Source organism: Arthrobacter nitrophenolicus (assembly GCF_000332815.1).
In the GTDB taxonomy this organism is placed as follows: Bacteria; Actinomycetota; Actinomycetes; order Actinomycetales; family Micrococcaceae; genus Arthrobacter; species Arthrobacter nitrophenolicus.
Map to the genome: position 1 here is coordinate 1 of NZ_AOFD01000034.1, position 21,144 is coordinate 21,144.

General features: G+C 67.2%; 22 protein-coding genes and 2 pseudogenes. 14 read left to right on the forward strand and 10 right to left on the reverse strand.

What is annotated here, in order from left to right; translation table 11 throughout:
- Nucleotides 1-68: 68 nt before the first annotated feature.
- Together G205_RS12765 and G205_RS12770 are read left to right on the forward strand one after the other, a co-directional pair.
- The gene (locus G205_RS12765) at nt 69-854 is read left to right on the forward strand and encodes a polyphosphate polymerase domain-containing protein (RefSeq protein WP_009358333.1); all 786 of its coding nucleotides are present in this window, start codon (nt 69-71) and stop codon (nt 852-854) included.
- A 64-nt stretch (nt 855-918) separates the two neighbouring features.
- Nucleotides 919-2,505, forward strand: coding sequence for a carbohydrate-binding domain-containing protein (locus G205_RS12770; protein WP_009358334.1), 1,587 nt, complete (start codon nt 919-921; stop codon nt 2,503-2,505).
- A 112-nt stretch (nt 2,506-2,617) separates the two neighbouring features.
- On the opposite strand, the pseudogene G205_RS12775 reads toward G205_RS12770, so the two are convergent.
- The 5 genes and pseudogenes from G205_RS12775 to G205_RS12795 all read right to left on the reverse strand — a co-directional run bounded on the left by G205_RS12775 (nt 2,618) and on the right by G205_RS12795 (nt 7,498).
- A pseudogene (locus G205_RS12775) lies at nt 2,618-3,453 on the reverse strand (alpha/beta fold hydrolase).
- A 102-nt stretch (nt 3,454-3,555) separates the two neighbouring features.
- The gene (locus G205_RS12780) at nt 3,556-3,753 is read right to left on the reverse strand and encodes a hypothetical protein (RefSeq protein WP_009358335.1); all 198 of its coding nucleotides are present in this window, start codon (nt 3,751-3,753) and stop codon (nt 3,556-3,558) included.
- A 185-nt stretch (nt 3,754-3,938) separates the two neighbouring features.
- A complete protein-coding gene (locus tag G205_RS12785; RefSeq protein WP_009358336.1) occupies nt 3,939-5,129 on the reverse strand; it encodes a fatty acid desaturase family protein in 1,191 nt (396 codons plus the stop codon).
- A 12-nt stretch (nt 5,130-5,141) separates the two neighbouring features.
- Entirely contained in the window at nt 5,142-6,239 is a 1,098-nt protein-coding gene (locus G205_RS12790) for a ferredoxin reductase (RefSeq protein ID WP_009358337.1), read from the reverse strand.
- A 215-nt stretch (nt 6,240-6,454) separates the two neighbouring features.
- Nucleotides 6,455-7,498 (reverse strand): LLM class flavin-dependent oxidoreductase, encoded by a 1,044-nt coding sequence (locus G205_RS12795; RefSeq protein WP_035752983.1) that lies wholly within the window; start codon nt 7,496-7,498, stop codon nt 6,455-6,457.
- A 55-nt stretch (nt 7,499-7,553) separates the two neighbouring features.
- On the opposite strand from G205_RS12795, the gene G205_RS12800 reads away from it, so the two are divergent.
- The 3 genes from G205_RS12800 to G205_RS12810 are packed head-to-tail and all read left to right on the forward strand — an operon-like array spanning nt 7,554 to nt 8,687.
- Nucleotides 7,554-7,913, forward strand: a complete 360-nt coding sequence (locus G205_RS12800; RefSeq protein WP_035752985.1) for a YnfA family protein — start codon at nt 7,554-7,556, stop codon at nt 7,911-7,913.
- A 33-nt stretch (nt 7,914-7,946) separates the two neighbouring features.
- Nucleotides 7,947-8,351, forward strand: a complete 405-nt coding sequence (locus G205_RS12805) for a YidH family protein (protein WP_009358340.1) — start codon at nt 7,947-7,949, stop codon at nt 8,349-8,351.
- Between the two features lie 3 nt (nt 8,352-8,354).
- Nucleotides 8,355-8,687 carry a DUF202 domain-containing protein gene (locus G205_RS12810; RefSeq protein ID WP_009358341.1) on the forward strand — a complete coding sequence of 111 codons (333 nt, stop codon included), beginning with the start codon at nt 8,355-8,357 and terminating at the stop codon, nt 8,685-8,687.
- Nucleotides 8,688-8,702: 15 nt separating this feature from the next.
- Here G205_RS12810 and G205_RS12815 read toward each other — a convergent pair whose 3' ends face one another.
- Entirely contained in the window at nt 8,703-9,101 is a 399-nt protein-coding gene (locus G205_RS12815; protein WP_035752999.1) for a hypothetical protein, read from the reverse strand.
- Nucleotides 9,102-9,195: 94 nt separating this feature from the next.
- Here G205_RS12815 and G205_RS12820 point away from each other — a divergent pair, with 94 nt between their 5' ends.
- From G205_RS12820 to G205_RS12830, 3 genes and pseudogenes are all read left to right on the forward strand, one after another.
- Nucleotides 9,196-9,432, forward strand: coding sequence for a DUF2630 family protein (locus G205_RS12820; protein ID WP_009358343.1), 237 nt, complete (start codon nt 9,196-9,198; stop codon nt 9,430-9,432).
- Nucleotides 9,433-9,501: 69 nt separating this feature from the next.
- The gene (locus G205_RS12825; protein ID WP_009358344.1) at nt 9,502-10,296 is read left to right on the forward strand and encodes a carbon-nitrogen hydrolase family protein; all 795 of its coding nucleotides are present in this window, start codon (nt 9,502-9,504) and stop codon (nt 10,294-10,296) included.
- A 324-nt stretch (nt 10,297-10,620) separates the two neighbouring features.
- Nucleotides 10,621-11,942, forward strand: a pseudogene (locus tag G205_RS12830) (ammonium transporter).
- Nucleotides 11,943-11,969: 27 nt separating this feature from the next.
- On the opposite strand, the gene G205_RS12835 reads toward G205_RS12830, so the two are convergent.
- Nucleotides 11,970-12,584 carry a PadR family transcriptional regulator gene (locus tag G205_RS12835; RefSeq protein WP_009358345.1) on the reverse strand — a complete coding sequence of 205 codons (615 nt, stop codon included), beginning with the start codon at nt 12,582-12,584 and terminating at the stop codon, nt 11,970-11,972.
- A gap of 180 nt (nt 12,585-12,764) precedes the next feature.
- On the opposite strand from G205_RS12835, the gene G205_RS12840 reads away from it, so the two are divergent.
- From G205_RS12840 to G205_RS23505, 3 genes are all read left to right on the forward strand, one after another.
- Complete coding sequence (locus G205_RS12840) at nt 12,765-14,936, forward strand: transglycosylase domain-containing protein (RefSeq protein ID WP_009358346.1); 2,172 nt, start codon at nt 12,765-12,767, stop codon at nt 14,934-14,936.
- A gap of 256 nt (nt 14,937-15,192) precedes the next feature.
- The gene (locus G205_RS23500) at nt 15,193-15,492 is read left to right on the forward strand and encodes a GNAT family N-acetyltransferase (protein ID WP_268743676.1); all 300 of its coding nucleotides are present in this window, start codon (nt 15,193-15,195) and stop codon (nt 15,490-15,492) included.
- Between the two features lies 1 nt (nt 15,493).
- A complete protein-coding gene (locus tag G205_RS23505) occupies nt 15,494-15,721 on the forward strand; it encodes a GNAT family N-acetyltransferase (protein ID WP_268743677.1) in 228 nt (75 codons plus the stop codon).
- Here the strand turns inward: G205_RS23505 and G205_RS12850 are convergent.
- Nucleotides 15,718-16,311 (reverse strand): DnaJ family domain-containing protein, encoded by a 594-nt coding sequence (locus tag G205_RS12850; protein ID WP_009358347.1) that lies wholly within the window; start codon nt 16,309-16,311, stop codon nt 15,718-15,720. The genes G205_RS23505 and G205_RS12850 overlap by 4 nt on opposite strands.
- 124 nt (nt 16,312-16,435) lie before the next feature.
- Here G205_RS12850 and G205_RS12855 point away from each other — a divergent pair, with 124 nt between their 5' ends.
- The gene (locus G205_RS12855) at nt 16,436-18,796 is read left to right on the forward strand and encodes a beta-galactosidase (RefSeq protein WP_009358348.1); all 2,361 of its coding nucleotides are present in this window, start codon (nt 16,436-16,438) and stop codon (nt 18,794-18,796) included.
- A 65-nt stretch (nt 18,797-18,861) separates the two neighbouring features.
- A complete protein-coding gene (locus G205_RS12860) occupies nt 18,862-19,395 on the forward strand; it encodes a PaaI family thioesterase (RefSeq protein WP_009358349.1) in 534 nt (177 codons plus the stop codon).
- A 42-nt stretch (nt 19,396-19,437) separates the two neighbouring features.
- On the opposite strand, the gene G205_RS12865 is transcribed toward G205_RS12860, so the two are convergent.
- Both G205_RS12865 and G205_RS12870 read right to left on the reverse strand, forming a co-directional pair.
- Nucleotides 19,438-19,935: an SRPBCC family protein gene (locus tag G205_RS12865; RefSeq protein ID WP_009358350.1), complete on the reverse strand. Its 498-nt coding sequence runs from the start codon at nt 19,933-19,935 to the stop codon at nt 19,438-19,440.
- A gap of 12 nt (nt 19,936-19,947) precedes the next feature.
- Nucleotides 19,948-20,280: an ArsR/SmtB family transcription factor gene (locus G205_RS12870; protein ID WP_009358351.1), complete on the reverse strand. Its 333-nt coding sequence runs from the start codon at nt 20,278-20,280 to the stop codon at nt 19,948-19,950.
- Nucleotides 20,281-20,382: 102 nt separating this feature from the next.
- Here G205_RS12870 and G205_RS12875 point away from each other — a divergent pair, with 102 nt between their 5' ends.
- The gene (locus G205_RS12875; RefSeq protein WP_009358352.1) at nt 20,383-21,135 is read left to right on the forward strand and encodes a type 1 glutamine amidotransferase family protein; all 753 of its coding nucleotides are present in this window, start codon (nt 20,383-20,385) and stop codon (nt 21,133-21,135) included.
- The last annotated feature ends 9 nt before the right edge of the window (nt 21,136-21,144 follow it).

Genomic DNA, 21,144 nt, shown 5'->3' on the forward strand with positions numbered 1-21,144 from the left:
GCTGCCCCCGCGCCGGCCCATGCCCCCGCACACGCCCAAGCCCCCGCACACGCCCAGGCAGGTGCGGCATGAGCACCAAGGCAACGGCCGCCGTCGGCAACCTCCACCTCCTGCCGGCCATTGGACTGGAGGAGCTCAACAGCGAGGCCGCCCTCCAGACCCGGGTGGACCGCAAATACGTTGTCCCCACCCGCCTGGCCCGTGAACTGCTGGCCACTGCCGGCACCGGGATGAGGGTCCTGGAGATGGAGGGATCCCGCAGTTTCGCCTACGACTCCGTCTACTTCGACACCGCCACCCTGGACAGCTACCTGCTGGCAGCCCACGGCCGGCGCCGCAGGTACAAGATCCGCACCCGGACCTACGTGGACAGTGCCATGAGCTTCCTGGAAGTCAAGACCGAAGGCGCCCGGGAAGCGACCGTCAAGGAACGGATCCCGTACCAGCTCGAAGACCGCTCCCGGCTCACCGCAGAAGGCCTGGAGTATGTCCGGGAAACACTGGCCGCGGCCGTAGGGTCAGTCCCGGCAGGTGCGCTGGAGCCGGTCATCGAAACCCGCTACCACCGCACCACGCTGTACCTGCCGGAATCCGGCAGCCGGGCAACGGTCGATACCGGCGTCACCTGGCAGTGCCCCGGCGAACCGGCCTGGGTCCTGGCCGACGCCGTCATCCTCGAAACGAAGTCGGGCTCCACGGCCGGCCCCCTGGACCGGCACCTTTGGGCCAACGGCGTCAGGCCCTCCCGGATCTCCAAATTCGCCACCGGGATGGCGGCCCTCCGGCCGGGCCTCCCCGCCAACCGCTGGCACCGGACGCTCTGCCGCACCATGGCGCTCCGGCCCGCACCCTGATCCCTGAAACCCTGAGCCCCGCCACACTTCCCCCTGTTCCTCCACCATTCCAAAGGACACTTCCATGAAAAGCCTCCGCTCCTACCTTTCCGTCGCCGCCCTCACCCTCGCCGTCGGCCTCGCCGGCTGCTCCGTGGCTGGCAGCACCTCCACCGGTGTTTCCGCTGTCAGCGCCACCGGCACCTCCTCCGCCGCCACCGGGACAACACAGGCGGTATCGCTGGACACCCTCGCCGCGGACACCCACTACGACGCCGACGACCTCACCTGGGACGCCGCCGCCGAGGTTGCCGTGACCCTCGCCGACGGTGCCAGCTCCGTCGCGTCGGGCTCCCCGGACGCGGTGACGGTCGACGGCGATACAGTCACCATCAGCGCCGCCGGCACCTACCGGCTCAGCGGCTCCCTGGCGGACGGGCAGATCGTGGTGGCCGCCGCCGAGGAGGACACGGTCCGGATCATCCTCGACGGCGCCAGCGTCACCAGCTTCACGGGCTCACCCTTCGTGGTGCAGAGCGCAGACGAAGCCATCGTCTACCTGGCGGACGGGACCAGCAGCTCGCTCACGGACGCAGCAACCTACGCCGACCAGGGAACGGACGCCCCGAATGCCGCCCTGTATTCCATGGCCGACCTCACCATCGCGGGCACGGGCACCCTCACCGTGGACGGCAACTACAACGACGGCATCTCGTCCAAGGACGGCCTGGTCCTGGCAGACGGAACTGTCACCGTGGACGCCGCGGACGACGGCATCGTGGGCAAGGACTACGCGGTGCTGCTGGACGGCGCGTACCAGGTCAGCGTGGCGGGCGACGGCTTCAAGTCCGACAACGAGGAGGACGAGGGCCGCGGCTGGGTGCTGGTCAACGGCGGCACCCTCAGTGTTTCCGCCGGTGACGACGGCATCAAGGCCTACAACACCCTCACCATCGCCGCGGGCAACACCACCGTGGAGGAGTCCGAGGAGGGCCTGGAGGCGCAGCACATCGTCATGGCCGGCGGAACCGCCTCCGTCACGGCCAACGACGACGGCGTGAACGCCTCGGGCGGCAGCACAACCACCGCGTCGGGCCAGGGAGCGGGCGGCGGCATGGGCGGGGGCAGCATGGAGGTGGGCGACTACACCGTGGAGGTGACCGGCGGGCTGCTGACCATCAACTCACAGGGCGACGGGCTGGACTCCAACGGGAACGCCAGCATCTCCGGCGGCACCGTTGTTGTCAACGGCCCCACGAACAACGGCAACGGGGCGTTGGACGTGAACGGCGAACTCGCTGTTACCGGCGGAACTGTTGCCGCGGCCGGCAGCGCCGGCATGGTGGTCACCCCGGGCGAATCATCCACCCAGTCGGGCGTCCAAGTGACGCTGGGGTCCTCGGTTCCGGCCGGCACGGTCATCCAGGTGGCAGACCCGTCCGGCACCGTGGTGGCTGCCTTCGTGACCACCAAGGCGACGGCGTCGCTGGTGTTTTCCTCCGCCGCGATCACTGCCGGGGAAGGGTACACCGTCTACACCGGCGGCACCGCCACCGTGAGTGCGGGCATCGGCGAGGGGTCCCTGGACGGCGCCACGGAACAGGGCACCGTCACGGCCGGCGAATACACTGCCGAGCAGGGCCCGGGCGGAGGCAGCGGCCCCCGCTGGTAAACCCCCCGCCGGTACACCCGCACGAACGTTGCTCTATCAGATTTGGCTCCTAAAACCTGGGTTTAGGAGCGTTATCTGATAGAGCATCCGTGCCGCCGGTGGCGCTTGAACCCTATTTGGCGAGGAAGTTGAGCAGTGCTTCGTTCACCTCGGCGCCATGGGTCCAGAGCAGGCCGTGCGGGGCTCCCTCGATCTCCACGTACTCCGCGCTGGGCAGAGCCTTCGCGAACAGCCGGCCGGTGGAGTCAATGGGGAGGATCTTGTCCGCGGTGCCGTGCAGGATGAGCGCGGGAACGTCGATCTTGGGGATGTCCGCCCGGAAGTCCGTGAGCCAGGTGGGCTGGGCGGCAACGGATGCGGTGGCACCCGCGCCGGCGGCAAGGTTCCAGCTCGCGTTGACGGCTTCCTGGCTGAGCCGGGGGGTGCCAAGGAAGGTGTCGGAGTTGTAGAAGTTCTTGAAGAACCCGGTAAAGAAGGCGTAGCGGTCCGCCGTCACCGCTTCCATCAGGCCGTCGAAGACTTCCTGCGGGACGCCGTCCGGGTTGTCGTCGGTCTTGAGCAGGAACGGCTGCAGGGATCCGAGGAAGGCGGCGCGGGCCACGCGGGCGGAACCGTAGGTGCCAGGTAGCGCGCCACCTCGCCGGTGCCCATGGAGAAGCCCACCAGCACCACGTCGTTCAGGTCCAGCGTGGTCAGCAGCCCGTTGAGGTCGGCAGCGAAGGTGTCGTAGTCGTAGCCTTCGGTGGGCTTGCTTGACTTGCCGAAGCCGCGGCGGTCATACGTGATGACCCGGTAACCGGCGTCCAGCAGCGCCGCTGTCTGCTTTTCCCAGGACGAGCCGTCCAGGGGGTAGCCGTGGATCAGCACAACTGGCTGGCCCGAGCCGTGGTCCTCGTAGTAAAGCTCGATGTCGGTGCTGTTCTCGGTCCCAACGGTGATGAAAGCCATAACGGGCAGATTCCTTTCGAGGCTGGTCGGAGCGGGCACCGTTGTGCGGCGCCCGCGCACTCCCTACTCTAGGGCCGCGGATGGCGTTCGGCGCCGAACCTGCTACTGCGATGGCTGGGGCAGTTCACAGGAGATTTGCGGGTTGACCCCCATGTAGTTCAAGGGCCCGGCCACGATGGTGACGAGCACGGTTCCCGCCTCGGCACAGTTATCCGGTGCTCCGCTGAAGTAGCCGCGCTGCCATGCGGCCACGCCGCCGATGAGCAGCCAGATGACAAGAAGTGCTCCCAAGAACCGCATGATTCCTCCGTAGGCCGCGGCGGCTGTGGGATCAATTATGCGCGCCTGCCCGGGAGGTTGGAGAGCGTCGGCCGAAGACATGCAGGAAGTGGGAGAGCGTCGGTGGTGGGACAAAAAACCTCCGGTTCCGGGTGGTCCCGGAACCGGAGGTTCCTTCAGTGCGCGTTGGACAGGCGGCGCGGTGGTTAGGCCGTGGCCGTCTTGCCCGGCAGTGCCAGCTTGAAGACCTTGGCCCAGGAGGATCCCACCTGCTTGATCAGCGGCCCGGTGGTGTACTTGAGCCCGTAGCGCTGGCAGATTTCGCGGACGCGCGGGGCCACCTCGGCGTAGCGGCTGGAGGGCAGGTCCGGGAACAGGTGGTGCTCGATCTGGTGCGACAGGTTGCCGGTCATGATGTGCATGAACTTCGAGCCCGAGATGTTGGCCGAGCCGATCATCTGGCGGACGTACCAGTCGCCGCGGGTTTCGCCTTCCACCATTTCCTCAGTGAAGGTGTCCGTGCCTTCGGGGAAGTGGCCGCAGAAGATTACCGCGTGCGCCCAGACGTTGCGGATCGCGTTGGCCGCGATGGTGCCGTAGAGGGCCTGCTTGCCGGAGCCGGTCAGCATGGCCACGGCGGGGGTGGCGGCGTAGTCCTTGGTGAACTGCGTGACCACCTTCTTGCCCAAAGCCTTGAGGTCCTTGAGCAGGGCCTCCTTGGACTTCGTGCCTTCCTTGTACTCGGTCAGTTCGAGGTCGTAGATGGCGATGCCCCACTCGAAGAGAGGCGCCAGGATGGCGTTGAACAGCGGGTTGGCCAGGTTGACGGGCTTCCACGGCTGCTGTTCGTCCATGCGCAGGAGGTTGTATCCGACGTCGTTGTCCTTGCCCACCACGTTGGTCCAGCGGTGGTGCAGGTCGTTGTGCGTGTGCTGCCAGGAGCGCGAAGGCGTGACGAAGTCCCACTCCCAGGTGGTGGAGTGGATGTCCGGATCGCGCATCCAGTCCCACTGGCCGTGCAGGACGTTGTGCCCGATCTCCATGTTCTCCAGGATCTTGGCCAGGCTCAGCAGCGTGGTTCCGGTAACCCAGGCGGCCTTGTTCTTGCTGACCAGCAGCGCTGCGCGGCCGGAGATCTCCAGTCCGCGCTGGATCTTGATCATCCGGCGGATGTAGGCCGCGTCCTCGGCGCCGCGCTTGGCCAGGATCTCGTCGCGGATGGCGTCGAGTTCACGGCCCAGCTCCGCCACCTGCTCGTCGCTCAGGTGCGCCGCTGCAGGCGGCCGGACGGTGGGGCTGCCGGACTCAGCCAGCTTTCCGGGGCGCGTCCTGGACCCGCCGGCGGCGCTGCCTTTGGTGGATGCGGGAGTGGTTTTGCTGGGTGAGATTACAGACATACCTGGTGCTCCTCAGAGTTCGAGGTTGACGGGTCCGGCGGCTGCCGAGACACACGTTTGGATCAGTTGGCCGGGTTCGCCGTGGACTTCCCCGGTGCGGAGGTCGCGGACCTGGCCGGCCCGGAGCGGGGTGAGGCAGCTGTGGCAGATGCCCATCCGGCAGCCGCTGGGCATCAGGATTCCGGCGTCCTCGCCCACGTCCAGGAGGGGGGTGTCGCCGTCGGCTTCCACTTCCCGGTCGGACGTTTCGAAGGTGACCACGCCGCCGTCGTGCCCCACGCCGAGGTTGAAGGTGGTATTGAACCGTTCGATCATCAGGTTGCCGGTGGTACCGGCCACCGCTACCTCGGAGCCGGGGGCCGCCGTGGTGAGCGCGGCACGCTTCCAAAGGGCCTCGGCGTCGTCCAGGAAGCTGTCCGGACCACAGGCGTAGGCTGCGCGTTCCTTCCAGTCCGGGCAGAGCTCGTCCAGCTGGTCTGTGCTGGTCAGGTCCATGCGGCCCTGCTCACCGGTAAACCAGTGGGCAAGCCGGAAGTTGGGGAACTGGTCTGCGAGCTCGGCGAGCTCCTCACGGAACAGGCTGTCGCCGGGAGTCTTGGCCGAGTGGACCAGCACGACGTCGGCATCCGGGCGCCGCGGCACAAGCGTGCGGATCATGGACATCACCGGAGTGATGCCGCTGCCCGCCGTGACCATCAGCAGGGGCCGGGGGTGCTCCGGGAGAACGAAGTCGCCCTGCGGGGGTGCCAGGAAGAGGACATCGCCGGGACGGGTGGTGCGCACCAGCGTGCCGGACACGGCACCGACATCCGTGACGGTGATGGCCGGATCCTTGCCCGCCGGGGCGCTCAGGGAATAGGAGCGCCAGTGCCGGACGCCGTCGAGTTCGACGCCGATGCGGGCCCACTGGCCTGCGAGGTGCGAGTGCCAGCCGCGCCCGGGCCGGAAGAAGATGGTGGCAGACTGCGCAGTTTCCTGCACCACGCGCGTGACCACGCCGCGCAGCTGGCGGGCGGAGTACACCGGGTTGAACAACGCAAGGATGTCCTCGGGCGCCAGTGGCGTGGTGAGTACTGAGGCCGCCTGGGCCAGCTGTCGTAGCCGGATCATGCGATTAAGCCTAGAGCGGCGCGAGCCATATTTCTCTCTCTCCGTCATATGACCGTTCCGCAGTCACGCTGTAAATGGGCGCTAAGCCCCCAAGCCGCACTTTAAGAGTAACGGCTGGCGTCCATGGATGGTTCCATCGCAACTCAGTAAGCATGCTTAGTGTATAACCAGAAGAGCCACCCGGGCACAAGTTTCTTCCGAGCGGGTGCGGAGTTTTACGGCCGGTCAGGAGCGGGAGGGGCCCATCCCAGCGCCGGGGCTATATGCCTGGCCACGTTGCCTAAAAGTTTGGCGTTGAACTCCACTCCCAGCTGGTTGGGGACCGTCAGCAGCAGGGTGTCCGCCGCCTGGACGGCTGAATCGGCAGCCAGCGCTTCTGCCAACTGGTCGGGTTCGCCCACATAGCTCTTGCCGAACCTGGCGGTGAGCCCATCGATGATCCCCACCTGGTCCCGGCTGTCCCGCAAGGCGCTCCCCGCGAAGTAGCGGCTGTCCTCGGCATCCACGATGGGCAGCACGCTGCGGCTGACGGAGATCCGGGGTTCGCGCCGGTGGCCGGCCGCGGCCCAGGCGTCCCGGAAGAGCCGAATCTGCTCGGCCTGCAGTTCGTGGAACGGAACGCCGGTGTCCTCCGTCAGCAGGGTGGAACTCATCAGGTTCATGCCCTGCTCGGCAGCCCAGACGGCGGTCTTGCGGCTCCCTGCTCCCCACCAGATGCGTTCGGCGAGGCCGGGCGACTGGGGCTGGACCGGCAACAACCCGGTGGCACCCCCGGCGTACCGCGGATCAGCCTCGGCCACGCCGGCGCCGCTGACCGCCTTCCGGAAAAGGGCCGTGTGGCGCCGGGCCATATCGGCGTCGGTCTCACCCGGTTCCGGCAAATAGCCGAAGGCTGACGCGCCCTGCCGGGCCGGCTCGGGTGAACCTCGGCTGATGCCGAGCTGAAGCCGGCCGCCGCTGATCAGGTCGGCGGCTGCTGCCTCTTCGGCCATGTAGAGGGGGTTTTCGTAGCGCATGTCGATCACCCCGGTGCCGATTTCGATCCGGCTGGTACGCGCCGCGATGGCGGATAGCAGTGGGAATGGGGAGGCCTGCTGACGGGCGAAGTGGTGGACACGGAAGTACGCGCCGTCCACACCAAGCTCCTCCGCGGCGACGGCCAGCTCGATGCCCTGGAGCAGCGCCTCACCGGCGGTCCGGGTGCGGGAGCCCTGGCCGGGACCCCAGTGGCCGAATGACAAGAATCCAATGCGCTCCATACCTGTCCCCAACCTCCGGGACCCCGGCGGCATTCCCGGCTGGCATGATGGCTGCGTGGGTACTCCTGACGCGACATTAACTATCGGCAAGACTGTCCTGCTGTTCACCCCGGCAGCTGCGGCGGAGATTGGCGGCGCCTGGCTTGTGTGGCAATCCGTGCGTGAGGGCAAGGACTGGTGGTGGGCAGGGCTGGGCGTCATCGCCCTGGGCGCCTACGGCTTTGTGGCAACCCTGCAGCCGGACGCCCACTTTGGCCGGATCCTGGCAGCCTACGGTGGCGTGTTCGTTGCCGGTTCGCTCGCCTGGGGCATGATCTTCGACGGTTTCCGGCCGGACCGCTGGGACGTCGCAGGTTCCCTCATCTGCCTGCTGGGCGTGGCCGTGATCATGTTCGCGCCGCGGAGCGGCAGTTAAAGGAGGTCCGGCCGCACCGCCTAAACTGGCACCGTGACCAACTCGCAGCCAGCATCCAGCGAACCTTCACCGCCGTCGCGCGGAAGGATCGCCGAGCGGCTGCTGCCGGGCGGGGAAGAGCCGGACCCCCGGTTCACCCTCGCCAACGAGCGCACCTTCCTCGCCTGGATCCGCACATCCCTGGCGCTGCTGGCGGGCGGCATCGCCATCGAGGCGTTCACCGCCGACCTGTTCCTGGAGCCGGTCCGCAAGGGCCTGGCCATTGTGCTGCTACTGCTCGGCATGCTGCTCAGCGCCGGGGCGGCGGTACGTTGGCTCCGGGTGGAACGCAGCATGCGCAACAAGGCACCCCTGCCGCTGCCCCTCATTGTGCCGCTGCTTGCGGCGGCAGGCGCCCTGGCGGCCGCCGTCGTGCTTGTCTTCATCCTCTGGCGCTGACGGATGGCACGTTCCCGCCCCGGTCCCCACGGTGATCCCGGCCTGCAGCCGGAACGGACCAGCCTTGCGTGGGGCCGCACCATGATGGCGCTGGTGACCGTCAGCGCAATTTTCCTGCGATGGCTTCCGGCGCACGGATTCCCCATCCTGCTGCTGTTCGCAGTTTCCTCGGCGGCCGCACTGGCTATCTACCTCACCCAGCGCCGGCGCTACAGCACCAGCTCCCATGGCATAGCCAGGGAAAACGTCGACGCCGACATCACCGCAGTGCTGTGGACGGCCTTCGCTGGGGTTGTGCTGGGCGCCTTGGGCATCGGCGTGGTCCTCGCCGCCTAGCTGCCGGCGTACGTTTCAGAACATCGGCAGGACAAAACCGGCCAGCAGGGCCACCGCCCCGATGCCGGTCAGCACGCGGCCCAGCACCGCAGCCGTCCGGCCGGCCTCCTCCGGCTCCGCAGTCTGCCATTGGGTGGGACGCTTCGGATGGTAGTAAATGGGCAGCGTATCGCCCTCGGAAAGGTGCTTGATGTCGTGCGGCGACATGGGTGCCCGGTGCACCTGCTGCTTCCGGTCCAGCCAGCGGAAACCCACGCCGGTGCTGTCCGAGTACACCACGGCGTCGGCCACTGCCCAGGGGTGCACGAAGCGGCGGAGGAACCCGGTGTAGAACAGCAGGCCCAGGCCGGTGGGCAGGCACATCCAGGTCAGCATTTCCAGGATTGGACCTGCCATATCGAGCACAGTGGGCATGAACCTGATGGTACCGCGCAGGGGGTGGTGGGTTCTGCAGCGACTACGTACCCTGAGGGGACCAGAGGGACCTGCAAGGGAATGAGGGGAAACCGTGAACGATCAGGATATTTTGGCGCGCATCCAGGCCCTGGTGGAGGAGGAGCATTCCCTCCGCGAGGCGGCGGGCGACGGCCAGGTGCCGGACCAGGCCCGGCTTAAGCAGGTGGAGGAAAGCCTGGACCAGTGCTGGGACCTGCTGCGGCAGCGCAGGGCCAAATCGGAGTCCGGGGAGAACCCCAACGAGGCCGAGGCGCGGCCCGTCAGCGAGGTGGAGGGCTACAAGCAGTAGCTCGCTAAGCTGGGGATGCCCCCCGCCTAGCGCGCACCTGCCCCGCGGGCACCAGATTGGAGTTCATCCATGCGTCTCGCAGTCGCTCAGATCGTCAGCAGTGCTGACCCGGCAGCCAACCTGGAACTGATCCGGGACTACGCCGCACAGGCCAAGGCGGCCGGCGCGGAACTGGTGGTCTTTCCCGAGGCGGCGATGCGGGCTTTCGGCCACTCCCTGCGGGACATTGCGGAACCTCTGGACGGGCCGTGGGCCGATAAGGTCCGAAGCATCGCCAGGGAGCTGGAGATCGTGGTGGCGGCGGGGATGTTCACTCCCGGGAAGGACGGCCGGGTCCGCAACACCCTGCTGGTAACCGGCCCCGGCGTGGACACGTCCTATGACAAGGTCCACCTTTTCGACGCCTTCGGCTTCACGGAGTCCAAGACCGTGGACGCCGGGGAAAGCCCCGTCACGTTCGAGGTGAACGGAACAGTTTTCGGCCTGGCCACGTGCTACGACGTCCGGTTTCCGGCACTGTTCACGGCCAACGCGAAGGCCGGGGCCCAGGTGAACATCGTGTGCGCCTCCTGGGGTGCCGGTGAAGGGAAGGCGGAACAGTGGGACCTCCTGATCCGCGCCCGGGCACTGGACAGCACCACCTTCGTGGTGGCCTGCGGCCAGGGCGACCCCGAGACCATCGGTGCGGGACCGGCCGGCAGCGCCCCCACCGGCATCGGCCACAGCGCCGTCATCTCCCCGCTGGGCTCCGCCCTGGCAGCGCTCGGCGGCAAGCCCGAACTCGCCGTCGTGGACATCGATCCCTCCTCGGTTGACGAGATTCGCGCCAAGCTCCCGGTCCTCACCAACGCCCGGCAGTTCTAGCCAACAGCAGTGAGCCGCCGTTCACGGACAGGAAACGTGGCGGCAGGAAGCGTTCGACGGCGTTCCTCACCTTCTCCCCCGGCACTTCCCCGCCGTTCCGGGCCGGGAGAGCCGTGCACGCCTTTTCCCGCGCAGCCGGAAGGGTGCCCGTTAACACGGCGGAAACATCTTCGACACGCGAACTTCACGCCGAAGCGGTTTGTGTAACCTCGCCGCAACTTTCCAGGGCGGTAACCGAAACACAGGCAACGAAAGATTGGTCCCCGGGGGAATTGCCGGGACGTCAGGATCGTCCCGGGAGGATCTTGCGCGAAGGGACCGCTGGTGGAAATTTCTGCCCAACACGTCTGGCTGATGATGTCGGCCGCCATGGTACTGCTGATGACTCCGGGACTGGGTCTTTTCTACGGCGGCATGACGCGCGCCAAAGCGGCCCTCAACATGATCATGATGAGCTTCATTTCCGCCGGCATCGTCGGGGTGGTGTGGGTCCTGTGGGGCTACTCGATGACCACCGGCGACGGCGTGCTGGGCCTCTTCGGCAACCCCTTCACCAGCTTCGGACTGCAGAACCTGATGGGCTCCCCGGACCTGATCAAGCTGGTTTCAGCTCCACGTTCGCCATCATCACGGTGGCCCTGATCAGCGGCGCCATCGCGGACCGGGCGAAGTTCGGCGCCTGGGCGCTGTTCGTGCCGCTGTGGATCACGGTGGTCTACTGCCCGCTCGCCTACATGATCTGGGGCGGCGGCCTCCTGAGCCCGGGCGGTGCCCTCACCGCCATCTTCGGCCAGGTCATCGATTTCGCCGGCGGCGCCGTGGTGGAGATCAGCTCCGGAACAGCAGCCCTGGTCCTCGCCCTCATCGTCGGGCAGCGGCACGGCTTCGCCAAGGACCCGAACCACCGCCCGCACAACGTGCCTTTCATCATGCTGGGTGCCGCCATCCTCTGGTTCGGCTGGTTCGGCTTCAACGGCGGCGCCGCCACCACCGCGGAGCAGGCAGGCCTGATCTGGGTGAACACGCTGGTTACCCCGGCCGCGGCCATGCTGAGCTGGCTGGTCACGGAGAAGATCCGGCACGGCCACCCCACGTCCCTGGGTGCGGCATCAGGCGTGGTGGCCGGGCTTGTGGCCATCACCCCGTCCTGCGCCAACATCAGCCCGGTGGCCGCAATCGGCCTGGGCCTGGTGGCCGGTGCGGCCTGCGCCGTCTTCGTCGACCTCAAATACCGGTTCGGCCTGGACGACTCCCTGGATGTGGTGGGCGTCCACCTCGGTGCCGGGCTCATCGGCACCCTGGCACTTGGCTTCATCGCCCTGCCCGTTGACGGCCAGGGCGGCGGACTCTTCTACGGCGGCGGCGTCCAGCAACTCATCGCCCAGACGGCGGCCGTCGTCGTCACCATGCTGCTCTCCGGACTCGGCACCCTGGTCATCGGCCGGGCGATCAACAAGACCATCGGGTTCCGGGTCAGCCACGAAGCCGAGACTGCCGGCGTGGACCTGTCCGAGCACGCAGAGAGCGCCTACGCCTTCGGTGAGCTGGGCGCCGGGTTCAACCCGCTCCGGTCTGGTTCCGCCGACCCCCACGGTACAGCCGGGAACGCTGTTGGACAGCGGGCCAAGGAAGATTCCTTCGCCTAGGGTGCCGAGCCGCCGGGCTTCCCTGTCCTAGTCCGCCAGGATCTTGTACAGGGCCCGGCGGGTTTCATCCAGCTTTTCGATGGCTGCCGCACGCTGCTCCTCGGAGACGCCGCTGCGGAACTGGTGGATGACGCCCATCAGCTTGCCGATGCTCTGGTGGAATTCCCGGTCCGAGCTGTCCGGGCCGGCGTTCCACGCATTCTCCATTTCCTCGGCGTGCTCTGCAACGTAGGCCCTGCCCGCGTCGGTCAGGGCAAACTCGGTGCCGCGCCCTTCGCTCAGCGCCTCGATGAGGCCCTCGTCCACGAGCTGCTGCAGCGTCGGATAGATGGACCCGGGGCTCGGGCGCCAGGCGCCGTCCGTCTTTTCGGCGATGGTCTTGATCAACCCGTAACCATTCGACGGAGACTCGGCCAGGAGCGAGAGGATGGCCGCGCGGACATCGCCGCGGTTAGCCCGCCTCGGACCGCGGCCGAAGCCCGGACCAAAACCGGGCACGAAGCCCGGGCCGAAACCGGGTCCAAAGCCCGGGCCGGATCCGCCGCCGCGGTGGCCGTGCGGCCCGCGGTGGCCCCTTCCCCGTTCAAACCTGCCCCTGCCGGCTTCGCGGTGGGGGAATTTTTCGTCAGAAACACCCTTCATGATGGATCGTCCTTTCCAAGGAAGTCGTTTTCACTGACCTCTTCAGCGATAGTTAACGATATGTCGGTAACTATCGCCCGTCAAGGAACAACTGTGACCAAATCCTGATCTGCCTGGCTCTGGAAGACCCACCTACCCGGGCGTAGTCTTTTCACACCTCCAAGCTCCGAGGGCTGAAGAATGGCGAAAAAACGGAAGCGCAGGCGCGGCGAAGGCAGCGCCGTGGGACGAATCCTGGGGTTCCTGGCCGCGAGCGCCATGTGCGGCGTCCTGGTGGCCAGCCTGGTGGTCCCGGCAATAGCCGCCGCAGGATTCGGCGTCAGCAACTCCATCGGGTTCTTTGAAAGCCTGCCCGAGGAGCTGACCGTCGAGCCGCCGTCGCAGTCCACCAAGGTGCTGACCTCCGACGGCCAGACGATTGCCACGTTCTATGCGGAGAACCGCGTCCGGATTCCGCTGGACCAGATGTCGCCGTACATCAAGGACGCCGTCATCGCCATCGAGGACAGCAGGTTCTACGACCATGCCGGCGTGGACCCGCAAGGCATCCTCCGTGCAGTAGTGGCCAACCTGACCAGGGGCGAGCAGCAGGGCGCTTCCACCATCACGCAGCAGTACGTCACCAATGTCATCAATGAGTCGCGGGTGTCGCAGGACCGGCCTGACGAGGTGGTCCTCAGCGGCCAGAAGGACATGGGCGACAAGCTGCGGGAGATGAAGCTCGCCATCGCCCTGGAGAAGAAGTTCAGCAAGGAGCAGATCCTTGAGGGCTACCTGAACATCGTGTTCTTCAACAGCGACGCCTACGGCATTGAGGCCGCCGCACACTATTTCTTCAGCACCACCGCCAAGGACCTCACCCTCCCCCAGGCGGCTTTGCTGGCCGGACTGGTGAACAGCCCCACGTTCTACAACCCGGCCATCAACCCGGACAAGTCCATGGCCCGCCGCAATCAGGTACTGGGCGAAATGCTCACACTGGGCAAGATCACCCAGGCCGAGCACGACCAGGCGGTTGCCACCCCGATTGAACTCAAGATCAGTCCGGAGCGGCAGGGCTGCGCGAACGCCAGCATGGCCCCATACTTCTGCGACTACGTCTCACACCTGATCCTGAACAATCCAGCCTTCGGCCAGAATGAGGCCGAACGCCAGCGAAAACTGTATCGCGGCGGCCTGACCATCATCACCACGCTGGACAGCCGGTTGCAGGCCGCTGCCCAGGCGCAGGTGGACGGCACGGCCGGGGCCAACCCCGACCGGTGGGGCGCCGCGCTGGTCACGGTCCAGCCGGGAACCGGCAAGATCCTGGCCATGGCCCAGAACACGGTGTTCCTGGCGGAGCCGGGCAAGTTCGACACCCACCTGAACTTCAATGTGGATGCCAAGGATCCCCAGGGCAACAACCTGAATGGTGCGGGCGGGTTCCAGACCGGTTCCACCATGAAGCCGTTCACGTTTGCCCAGTGGTTGAACGAGGGCAAGCCGCTGACAGCGGAGGTGGACGCCTCACGGCGCGTCTATCCGCTGGGCTTCCCGTGGCGGTCGAGCTGCGGCAGGGTGCTGGGCGCCTACAGCACGGCGCAGAATAACCCCGAGCTGGGCGCCGCGGATGACCTGCAGAATTCCGAAGAGGGCTTCTACCGGAAGATGCCCATCAACTATGGCCTGTACAACTCCATCAACACGGCCACCTTCGCATCAGCCGCGCAGCTGGATTTCTGCGGCATCCAGAAGATGGTGGACAGCGTGGGCCTGCACAACGGGCTGGACGGGTCGCCGATCAACATGCACCAACTGGGCAACCTGCTCGGTGCCACCAACGTGGCTCCGCTGCATATGGCGAACGCTTTCGCGACCTTCGCCAATGACGGCCGCTACTGCGCCCCGATCGCACTGGTAGAGATCACCGACGCAGCGGGCGGCAAGCTGCCGGCGCAAGGAGTCGAGTGCCGGGATGCCGTCAAGCCGGACGTGGCGCGGGGCGTCAATTCGGTGCTGCAGGACGTGCTGGTGAGGGGTTCGGGTTTCTGGATCAACCCCAAGGTCCACGACAAGTGGCCGACGGCCGCCAAGACCGGCACGTCCAACAACAACGGGGCAACCTGGATCGTCGGTTACACGAGCGGGCTGTCCACCGCCTCCTTCTTCGGGGACCCCCTTGAAAGCCAGAAACGCCCGGGCCAGAACGTCACCATCAACGGGACGTTCTACCCGCGGCTTGACGGCTACATGATCGCAGGACCGCAGTGGGCGAACTACATGCTGAAGGTGGCGCCGCTGTACCCGGCAGCACCCTTCCCCGGCCCTCCGCCATCGATGATCGGGCCCAACCCCACACCCAAGCCCTGAGTCCCAGAACTCTACGTCAGTCATCCAGGGGACCGGCCTTACCTGGTACCTGGACGGAGTTCTACACTGCTGCCCGCTTCCGGGCTTGTCCCGAGGCGGATCTACCAGAAGCGCAGTTCCCGGCAGTGGGGGTGCGGTGGAGTGGTAGGTGTGGCCTGTTGGGGTGCGGGTCTGGACGGTGTGCCGGAGGCCGGGCAGCGGGAGTGGTTTTGCCGACCAGCCGCCCAAGCCGCGTCGCTCTGCCACAATGAACGGCGTGAAGAGCCTCGAAACGGAGCGGCTGATCCTCCGCCAGTGGGAACCGGAGGATGCCGGTTTTGTGCTGGATCTCTACTCCCGGTGGGAGGTCCAGCAGTTCATCGGCAATCCGCCCCAGGTCATGACGGACCTGCAGCAGGCGGAAGAACGGATCCGCGTGTGGCGGGCGACGGACCACCCTGGCCATGGAGCCTGGTCCGTTCAGATCAAGGCCACCGGGGAGTTGGCCGGAGCGCTGCTCCTGAAGTCCATTCCGGCGTCGGGCGGTTCACTTCCCCTGCAGCTCCGGGGACACTGAAATCGGCTGGCATTTCCACCCCGACTACTGGGGCCACGGCTATGCGAGCGAGGCGGCGGCCGCGGTCCTCGCGTATGCCTTTGACAGCGGCTTGCGGAAGGTAGTGGCAGTGACGGCGCCCGCCAACACCGCGTCACAGAAGGTTTGCATCCGGATCGGACTGGTTCACAAGGGGCAGACTGGGCGCTACTACAACGCCCTCTGCGAGCTCTTCGAGCGCACTGCCTAGCCGGCGCCCTTCCACAGCTTCTGCCACCACGAGCGCGGAGCTTCAGGCTCCGGCGCCGGCTCGACGGTCCGGGAGGCGCGCCGCTGCCGCCAGCGGACCACTTCCTCTTCGACATCCCGCAGCCTGGTGATGACCGGTGGGCCGCCCTGCAGCTGCCGCCGTGCATCGACCACCCGGCGGTTGAAGTCCTGCAGGATGTCGCGGACCTGCTGCTCGGTGTATTGGGCATCAAGTTTGGCATCCAGCTCCGCATCCTCGGTGCGCAGGAGGATGGCCGGCGGGCCGAGGCCGCTGATGTTCTCGCGCTGGAGCAGGCCCTTGACCCACCAGTCGGGATCGTACGACTCACCCAGCCCCGGGATGGGCTTGCCGGCGTACTTGAGGTTGTCGAACTTGCCCTGGGCCATGGCGTCCCGGACCAGGTAATCCGCCCTGGCGGCATCGCTTACCTTGCGGCGCTTTTCCCGTTCCTTCGCTTCCAGGGCATCAAGGGCGGCTTCCTCCTCGGCGCTGATGCCGGCTCCCCGGTAGGACCGCACCTCGGCGGCGCGCTCCAGCCGCTTCCGGAATTCCCCGGACCCGCTTCCCATCCTGCCACCGCCTTCCGCAGCCAACCCCGCCACTGCTACAAGTATTTCGAAGCCCTCCGGACGGTTCAACGCCTTCGCCAGCACAGGGCAAGAAAACGCTTCCCCGATATGCGATACTTCCAGCATGCCCGATCCTCTGAAACGTTCCACTTCCGTCCTGCGCGCCACCCACGCACCCTGGGACGGGCCGCTGGTCCGGCCCGCAATGAGCAACACGGAGGAACGCCACGAAAGGTTCCGGGTCACCAGCCGATACGTGGAGCTGGGCGGGAAGCCGGCGATCCCGGTGTCCGGCGAGCTGCACTACAGCAGGGTTCCCCGCGCGCGGTGGGAAGAGCGGCTGCGGCTGATGAAGGCCGGCGGAATCACAGTGGTGGCCTCCTACACGTTCTGGATCCACCATGAGCGCACCGAGGGCAAGGTAAGTTTCGACGACGGCCTGGACGTGGCAGCGTTCGTCCGGCTGTGCAGGGAGGTCGGTCTGGACGTGGTGCTGCGCGTCGGGCCCTGGTGCCACGGGGAGGTCCGGAACGGCGGATTTCCGGACTGGGTCAAGGCGGCGCCGGCGCAGCACCGCACCAATGATCCCGCCTACCTGGACCTGGTAGGGCGCTGGTTCGGCTACCTGGGCGAGGAGCTGGCCGGGCTCCTCGGGCCGGACAGCAACGTCATCGGAATCCAGCTGGAAAACGAGCTGTACGACCAGCCGGACCACCTCACCGAACTCAAGAGGCTGGCAAGGAACGCCGGACTGTCCGCGCCTGTGTGGACGGCGACGGCGTGGGGCGGCGCCGAGCTTCCCGACGGCGAGGTCCTGCCCCTGTTCGGCGGCTACGGCGACGGCTTCTGGGTGGACGCCGATGCACCGTGGGACCCCACCTTCCGCGAGCACTACTTCTTCAGCCACACCTGGGACGATCCGGGCATCGGCGCGGACGTCCGCGGGCAGCTGGGAACCCGCGCAGCCGCAGCCCCGCGGACGCCGTCGGCCCTTTTCCCGCCCGCCACCTGCGAGCTCGCGGGGGGCATGGCCACCGCCTACCAGCGCCGGCCCTGGCCTCAGGGCCTGGATGTGGGTGCGGTGGCGCACAACAAGATCGGCAACGGCTCGGCCTGGCAGGGTTACTACATGTTTGCCGGCGGCATGAATCCGGCCGACGGACTGCAGGAATCACAGGACACGGGCTACCCCAACGACCTCCCCCGGTTCGACTATGACTTCCATGCGCCGATCGGCGCCTCCGGGCGGCCGGCGTCCAGTTTCGCCGCGCTCCGGAAGCAGCACGCCTTCCTGGCAGCGTTCGGCGGGCGCCTTGCCCGGATGCCGTCCTCTTTGCCGGATGTCATGCCCGCAGGAGTGGAGGACGCCACCACCCTTCGCTGGGCGCTGCGCAGCGACGGCAGCACGGGCTTCGTCTTCATCAGCTGGCACCAGCCGCATGTCCCGCTGCACACCTACCGCGGCGCGCAGTTCGAGGTAACGCTCGACGGCGGAGCGGTCACCTTCCCCGCCGTGCCCGTGAACATCCCGGCCGGAACTCTCGCCCACTGGCCCGTCAACCTGGACGTGGCCGGCGTGACCCTTGAGTGGGCCACGGCCTCCCCGCTGACCCTGCTCGAACCGGCCCCGGGAGTAACGGGCGGCCGGCCCACCCTGGTCCTCGCCGCCGAAGCCGGCATTCCGGTGGAGATCCGGTTCGCCGCCGGCACGGACGCCAGCGGTTCGGCTGCCGGCAGCGGCCGCACCGCCCGGCTTCCAGGCGACGAGCCGGAGGTGCTGACCGCGAAGGCGGGGAACGCCGTCGCAGACATCCTGGTCCTTCCGGCCGAAGCCGCGGACACGGCGTGGGTCCTGGAGAGCGCAGGCGGCCGCGAGCTGGTCCTCTCTGCCGGGCAGCTGTGGCTGGACGCCGGCGGACGCCTTGCGGGACGGTCGGCGGAGCGGCCGGACGTTCTGCGCTACAACCTGAACACCCGCACGTTCGACGCCGTCACCACGAACCACACCAGCCCAAGGCAGGGCAGGATGTCGGTTGAAGCGGTCCTCGTCCGCGAAGCCGGCCCCGTTCCGGCATCCTATGGGGAAGCCGCCAACCGCGCGGCCGCACCCGGGCCGCCCGTCATCGATAGCCTGGCCCGGGAGTACACCCTGGAACTCCCGGGCGGAGCCTTCCCCACCGGCCACGAGGAGCTCGAGATCCGTTGGGCCGGTGACGTGGCCCGCATCCTGGTGGACGGCGTGCCGGTGGCCGACCGTTTCTGGGACGGCTCCCCCTGGATCCTGAACGTGGCCGACGCCGGCATCCGGCCGGACCCAGGCGGGCCCGCCCACGTCACGCTGCAGATCCTGCCCCTGTCCCCGCTGGCCAAGGTCGGCGTACCGGCAGAAGCGCAGCAGCGGAGGGAGGCCACGGCCGGGGACCTTGCGGCGCTGGATGCCGTCCACCTGGTGTGCTGGATGGGGTGGCACGAAGCTGCGGACTGAACTGCCGGCCAGACACCGCAGCGCCTAAGCTGGCACAAAACGCGGCCACTGCAGAGGAGAAGCCCATGGACACCAGCGGGCAGGCGGAGCGCTCGGAGACCTTCAGCTGGACAGACCCGAAGGTGGGACTGAAGTACCTCCCGACCATGTCCGGGCTGGACTTCCTCTCCGGCATGCGGGACGGCAGCATCCCGCGTCCGCCCATGGCGTCGCTTATGAACCTGCGCCTGCTGGCGGTGGAAAACGGGCGGGTGGAGTTCGAGTGCCGGCCCGGCGAGGCGCACTACAACCCGCTGGGCGTGGTGCATGGCGGACTGGCCTGCACACTGCTGGACACGGTAGTGGGATGCGCGGCGCACAGCACGCTGGCCGCCGGCTTCGGCTACACCTCGATAGACCTGTCGGTCAGCTACCTTCGCCCCATCACGCTGCAGCATGCCGTGCTGCGGGCGGAAGGAACGGTGGTGAAATCGGGGTCCCGGGTGATCTTTGCGGAGGGCCGTGTCCTCGCCCCGGACGGCGGCCTGCTGGCCACCGCCACCAGTTCGCTGCTGGTTTTCGCTGCCGCCGCCCCAACGCAGGCGACACCCAAGGCATAGCGGACGACGGCGGGACGTCCCGCGTCGTACGCTATCGTTCGGTCAGGCGTTGGCGTGCTCGGCGAGGATGCCGTCCATCTGGCCGACGGCCTCCTTCAGGCCCTCTTCCATGCCCATCGCCACCATCTGTTGCAGCTGTTCTTCGGACTCGAAGGTGGACAGCATGGTCATCCGGGTCCGCTCCCCCACAGATTCCAGGGTGACGGCAGCATGGGCACTCCCCATGTCTCCGGTCGGGTTGCCGTCACTGTCCGCGAAACCGTCGTTGAACTCGAGCCGGCGCGGCGCCTCAATGTTGGTGAACTCCCACCAGCCGTGGGACTTCTCTCCTTCGGGACTCGTCATGTAGTAGCTGGCCTTACCGCCCGGGACGAACTCATGCTTGTAGAACGTGGCCGGGTAGGTGGGCGGACCCCACCAGCGCTCCAGCTGGCGCGGGTCTTCGAAAAGCTGCCACACCCGCTCCACCCCCGCCTCAAACTCGGCAACGAGCGTCATGCTCAGGGCCTCGGGATTCGTGTCCATACTGATGACTGTCATGGCAATGCCTTCCTAACCTTCAGCGAGAATGTCGGCCATCCGGGCGGCACGCTGCCGCCAGATTTGTTCATATTCGTCGAGCAGCCGCCGGGCTTTCTGCAGGCCTTCATGATCACCCCGCACAATCTGCTCCCTTCCGCGCTTTTCCTTGGTAATCAGGGATGCACGCTCCAACACCGCCACATGCTTTTGCACTGCGGCGAAACTCATGGCGTAGAGGGCCGCGAGACCCGAGACCGAGTACTCGCCGCCCGTCACCCGCCGGACGATGTCGCGGCGCGTCGAGTCGGCGAACGCCTGGAAGAGGCGGTCAAGTTCGGTTTCGCGGAGCTGATCTACAACCATTTGGTTGTACAATATGCCTTGCCCGGGGCGGGGGTCAAGGGTTTTTCCCCCTCTTTTGTGGCTTCAGTCCACGGTCTGGGCACGACGGGTAGGTTGAAGCGCATGAGCATTTTCCTTGCCGGTGCCGGGCCGGACCCGTTGGCCTTTCCCGAAGTGTTCGACCGCTTTGCCGGGGAGGTGTCGCAGAAACCGGGTGCTGCCCGCTGCGCGACGATTGCCGTGGTGGTCCATGACCGGGCCGGCAACCCCGCTGGCCGGCTGGCCGAGTATGTCGAGCCGCTGCGCGCACGGCTGCCGTTTGAACCGGTTCCGGTACTCCTCGGCGGGGCCGGCGCCGCGGACCCGGAAATGTTCGACGGCGTGGATGCAGTGGTGGTGGGCGGCGGACTGACGCCGGCCTACCTGGAAGGCCTCCAGCCCGCGATGGCGGCACTCACCCGGACAATTGCACGCGGCGCCTCCTACCTTGGCTTTTCCGCGGGTGCCATGGTGGCGCCGGAACGCGCGCTGATCGGCGGCTACCGGGTGGATGGCACCGAGGTATGTGGTGAAGAGTGCTCCGAGGGGCTGGATGTGCTCGATATCCGGGTCGGCCTCAGCCTCGCCCCCTTTGCCGTGGACGTGCATGCCGCACAGGCCGGAACACTGGGGCGGGCGGTCGGCGCCGTGACAGCAGGGCTGGTGGAGCGGGCTGTTGCCATCGACGAAAACACCGCCCTTGTCCTGCCCCGGACGGGATCGCAGGACTTCGAGGTCATCGGCAGCGGCAACTGCTGGGACGTCCGGGCACACGCGCCAGGTGACGCGCAGGCGGCCGGCGCATCCGCCGTCGTTTCCGTCCTGCGGGCGGGCTGACGGCCCGCT

Bases quoted from the DNA above. Each gene is read 5' to 3' on its own strand.
- G205_RS12850 (WP_009358347.1), bottom strand. From the start codon at position 16,311: ATGGGAAGCGGGTCCGGGGAATTCCGGAAGCGGCTGGAGCGCGCCGCC.
- G205_RS12875 (WP_009358352.1), top strand. From the start codon at position 20,383: ATGAGCATTTTCCTTGCCGGTGCCGGGCCGGACCCGTTGGCCTTTCCC.
- G205_RS12770 (WP_009358334.1), top strand. From the start codon at position 919: ATGAAAAGCCTCCGCTCCTACCTTTCCGTCGCCGCCCTCACCCTCGCC.
- G205_RS12825 (WP_009358344.1), top strand. From the start codon at position 9,502: ATGCGTCTCGCAGTCGCTCAGATCGTCAGCAGTGCTGACCCGGCAGCC.
- G205_RS12795 (WP_035752983.1), bottom strand. From the start codon at position 7,498: ATGGAGCGCATTGGATTCTTGTCATTCGGCCACTGGGGTCCCGGCCAG.
- G205_RS12865 (WP_009358350.1), bottom strand. From the start codon at position 19,935: ATGACAGTCATCAGTATGGACACGAATCCCGAGGCCCTGAGCATGACG.
- G205_RS12860 (WP_009358349.1), top strand. From the start codon at position 18,862: ATGGACACCAGCGGGCAGGCGGAGCGCTCGGAGACCTTCAGCTGGACA.
- G205_RS12785 (WP_009358336.1), bottom strand. From the start codon at position 5,129: ATGTCTGTAATCTCACCCAGCAAAACCACTCCCGCATCCACCAAAGGC.
- G205_RS12790 (WP_009358337.1), bottom strand. From the start codon at position 6,239: ATGATCCGGCTACGACAGCTGGCCCAGGCGGCCTCAGTACTCACCACG.
- G205_RS12840 (WP_009358346.1), top strand. From the start codon at position 12,765: ATGGCGAAAAAACGGAAGCGCAGGCGCGGCGAAGGCAGCGCCGTGGGA.
- G205_RS12810 (WP_009358341.1), top strand. From the start codon at position 8,355: ATGGCACGTTCCCGCCCCGGTCCCCACGGTGATCCCGGCCTGCAGCCG.
- G205_RS12815 (WP_035752999.1), bottom strand. From the start codon at position 9,101: ATGCCCACTGTGCTCGATATGGCAGGTCCAATCCTGGAAATGCTGACC.
- G205_RS12870 (WP_009358351.1), bottom strand. From the start codon at position 20,280: ATGGTTGTAGATCAGCTCCGCGAAACCGAACTTGACCGCCTCTTCCAG.
- G205_RS12765 (WP_009358333.1), top strand. From the start codon at position 69: ATGAGCACCAAGGCAACGGCCGCCGTCGGCAACCTCCACCTCCTGCCG.
- G205_RS12855 (WP_009358348.1), top strand. From the start codon at position 16,436: ATGCCCGATCCTCTGAAACGTTCCACTTCCGTCCTGCGCGCCACCCAC.
- G205_RS12835 (WP_009358345.1), bottom strand. From the start codon at position 12,584: ATGAAGGGTGTTTCTGACGAAAAATTCCCCCACCGCGAAGCCGGCAGG.
- G205_RS12780 (WP_009358335.1), bottom strand. From the start codon at position 3,753: ATGCGGTTCTTGGGAGCACTTCTTGTCATCTGGCTGCTCATCGGCGGC.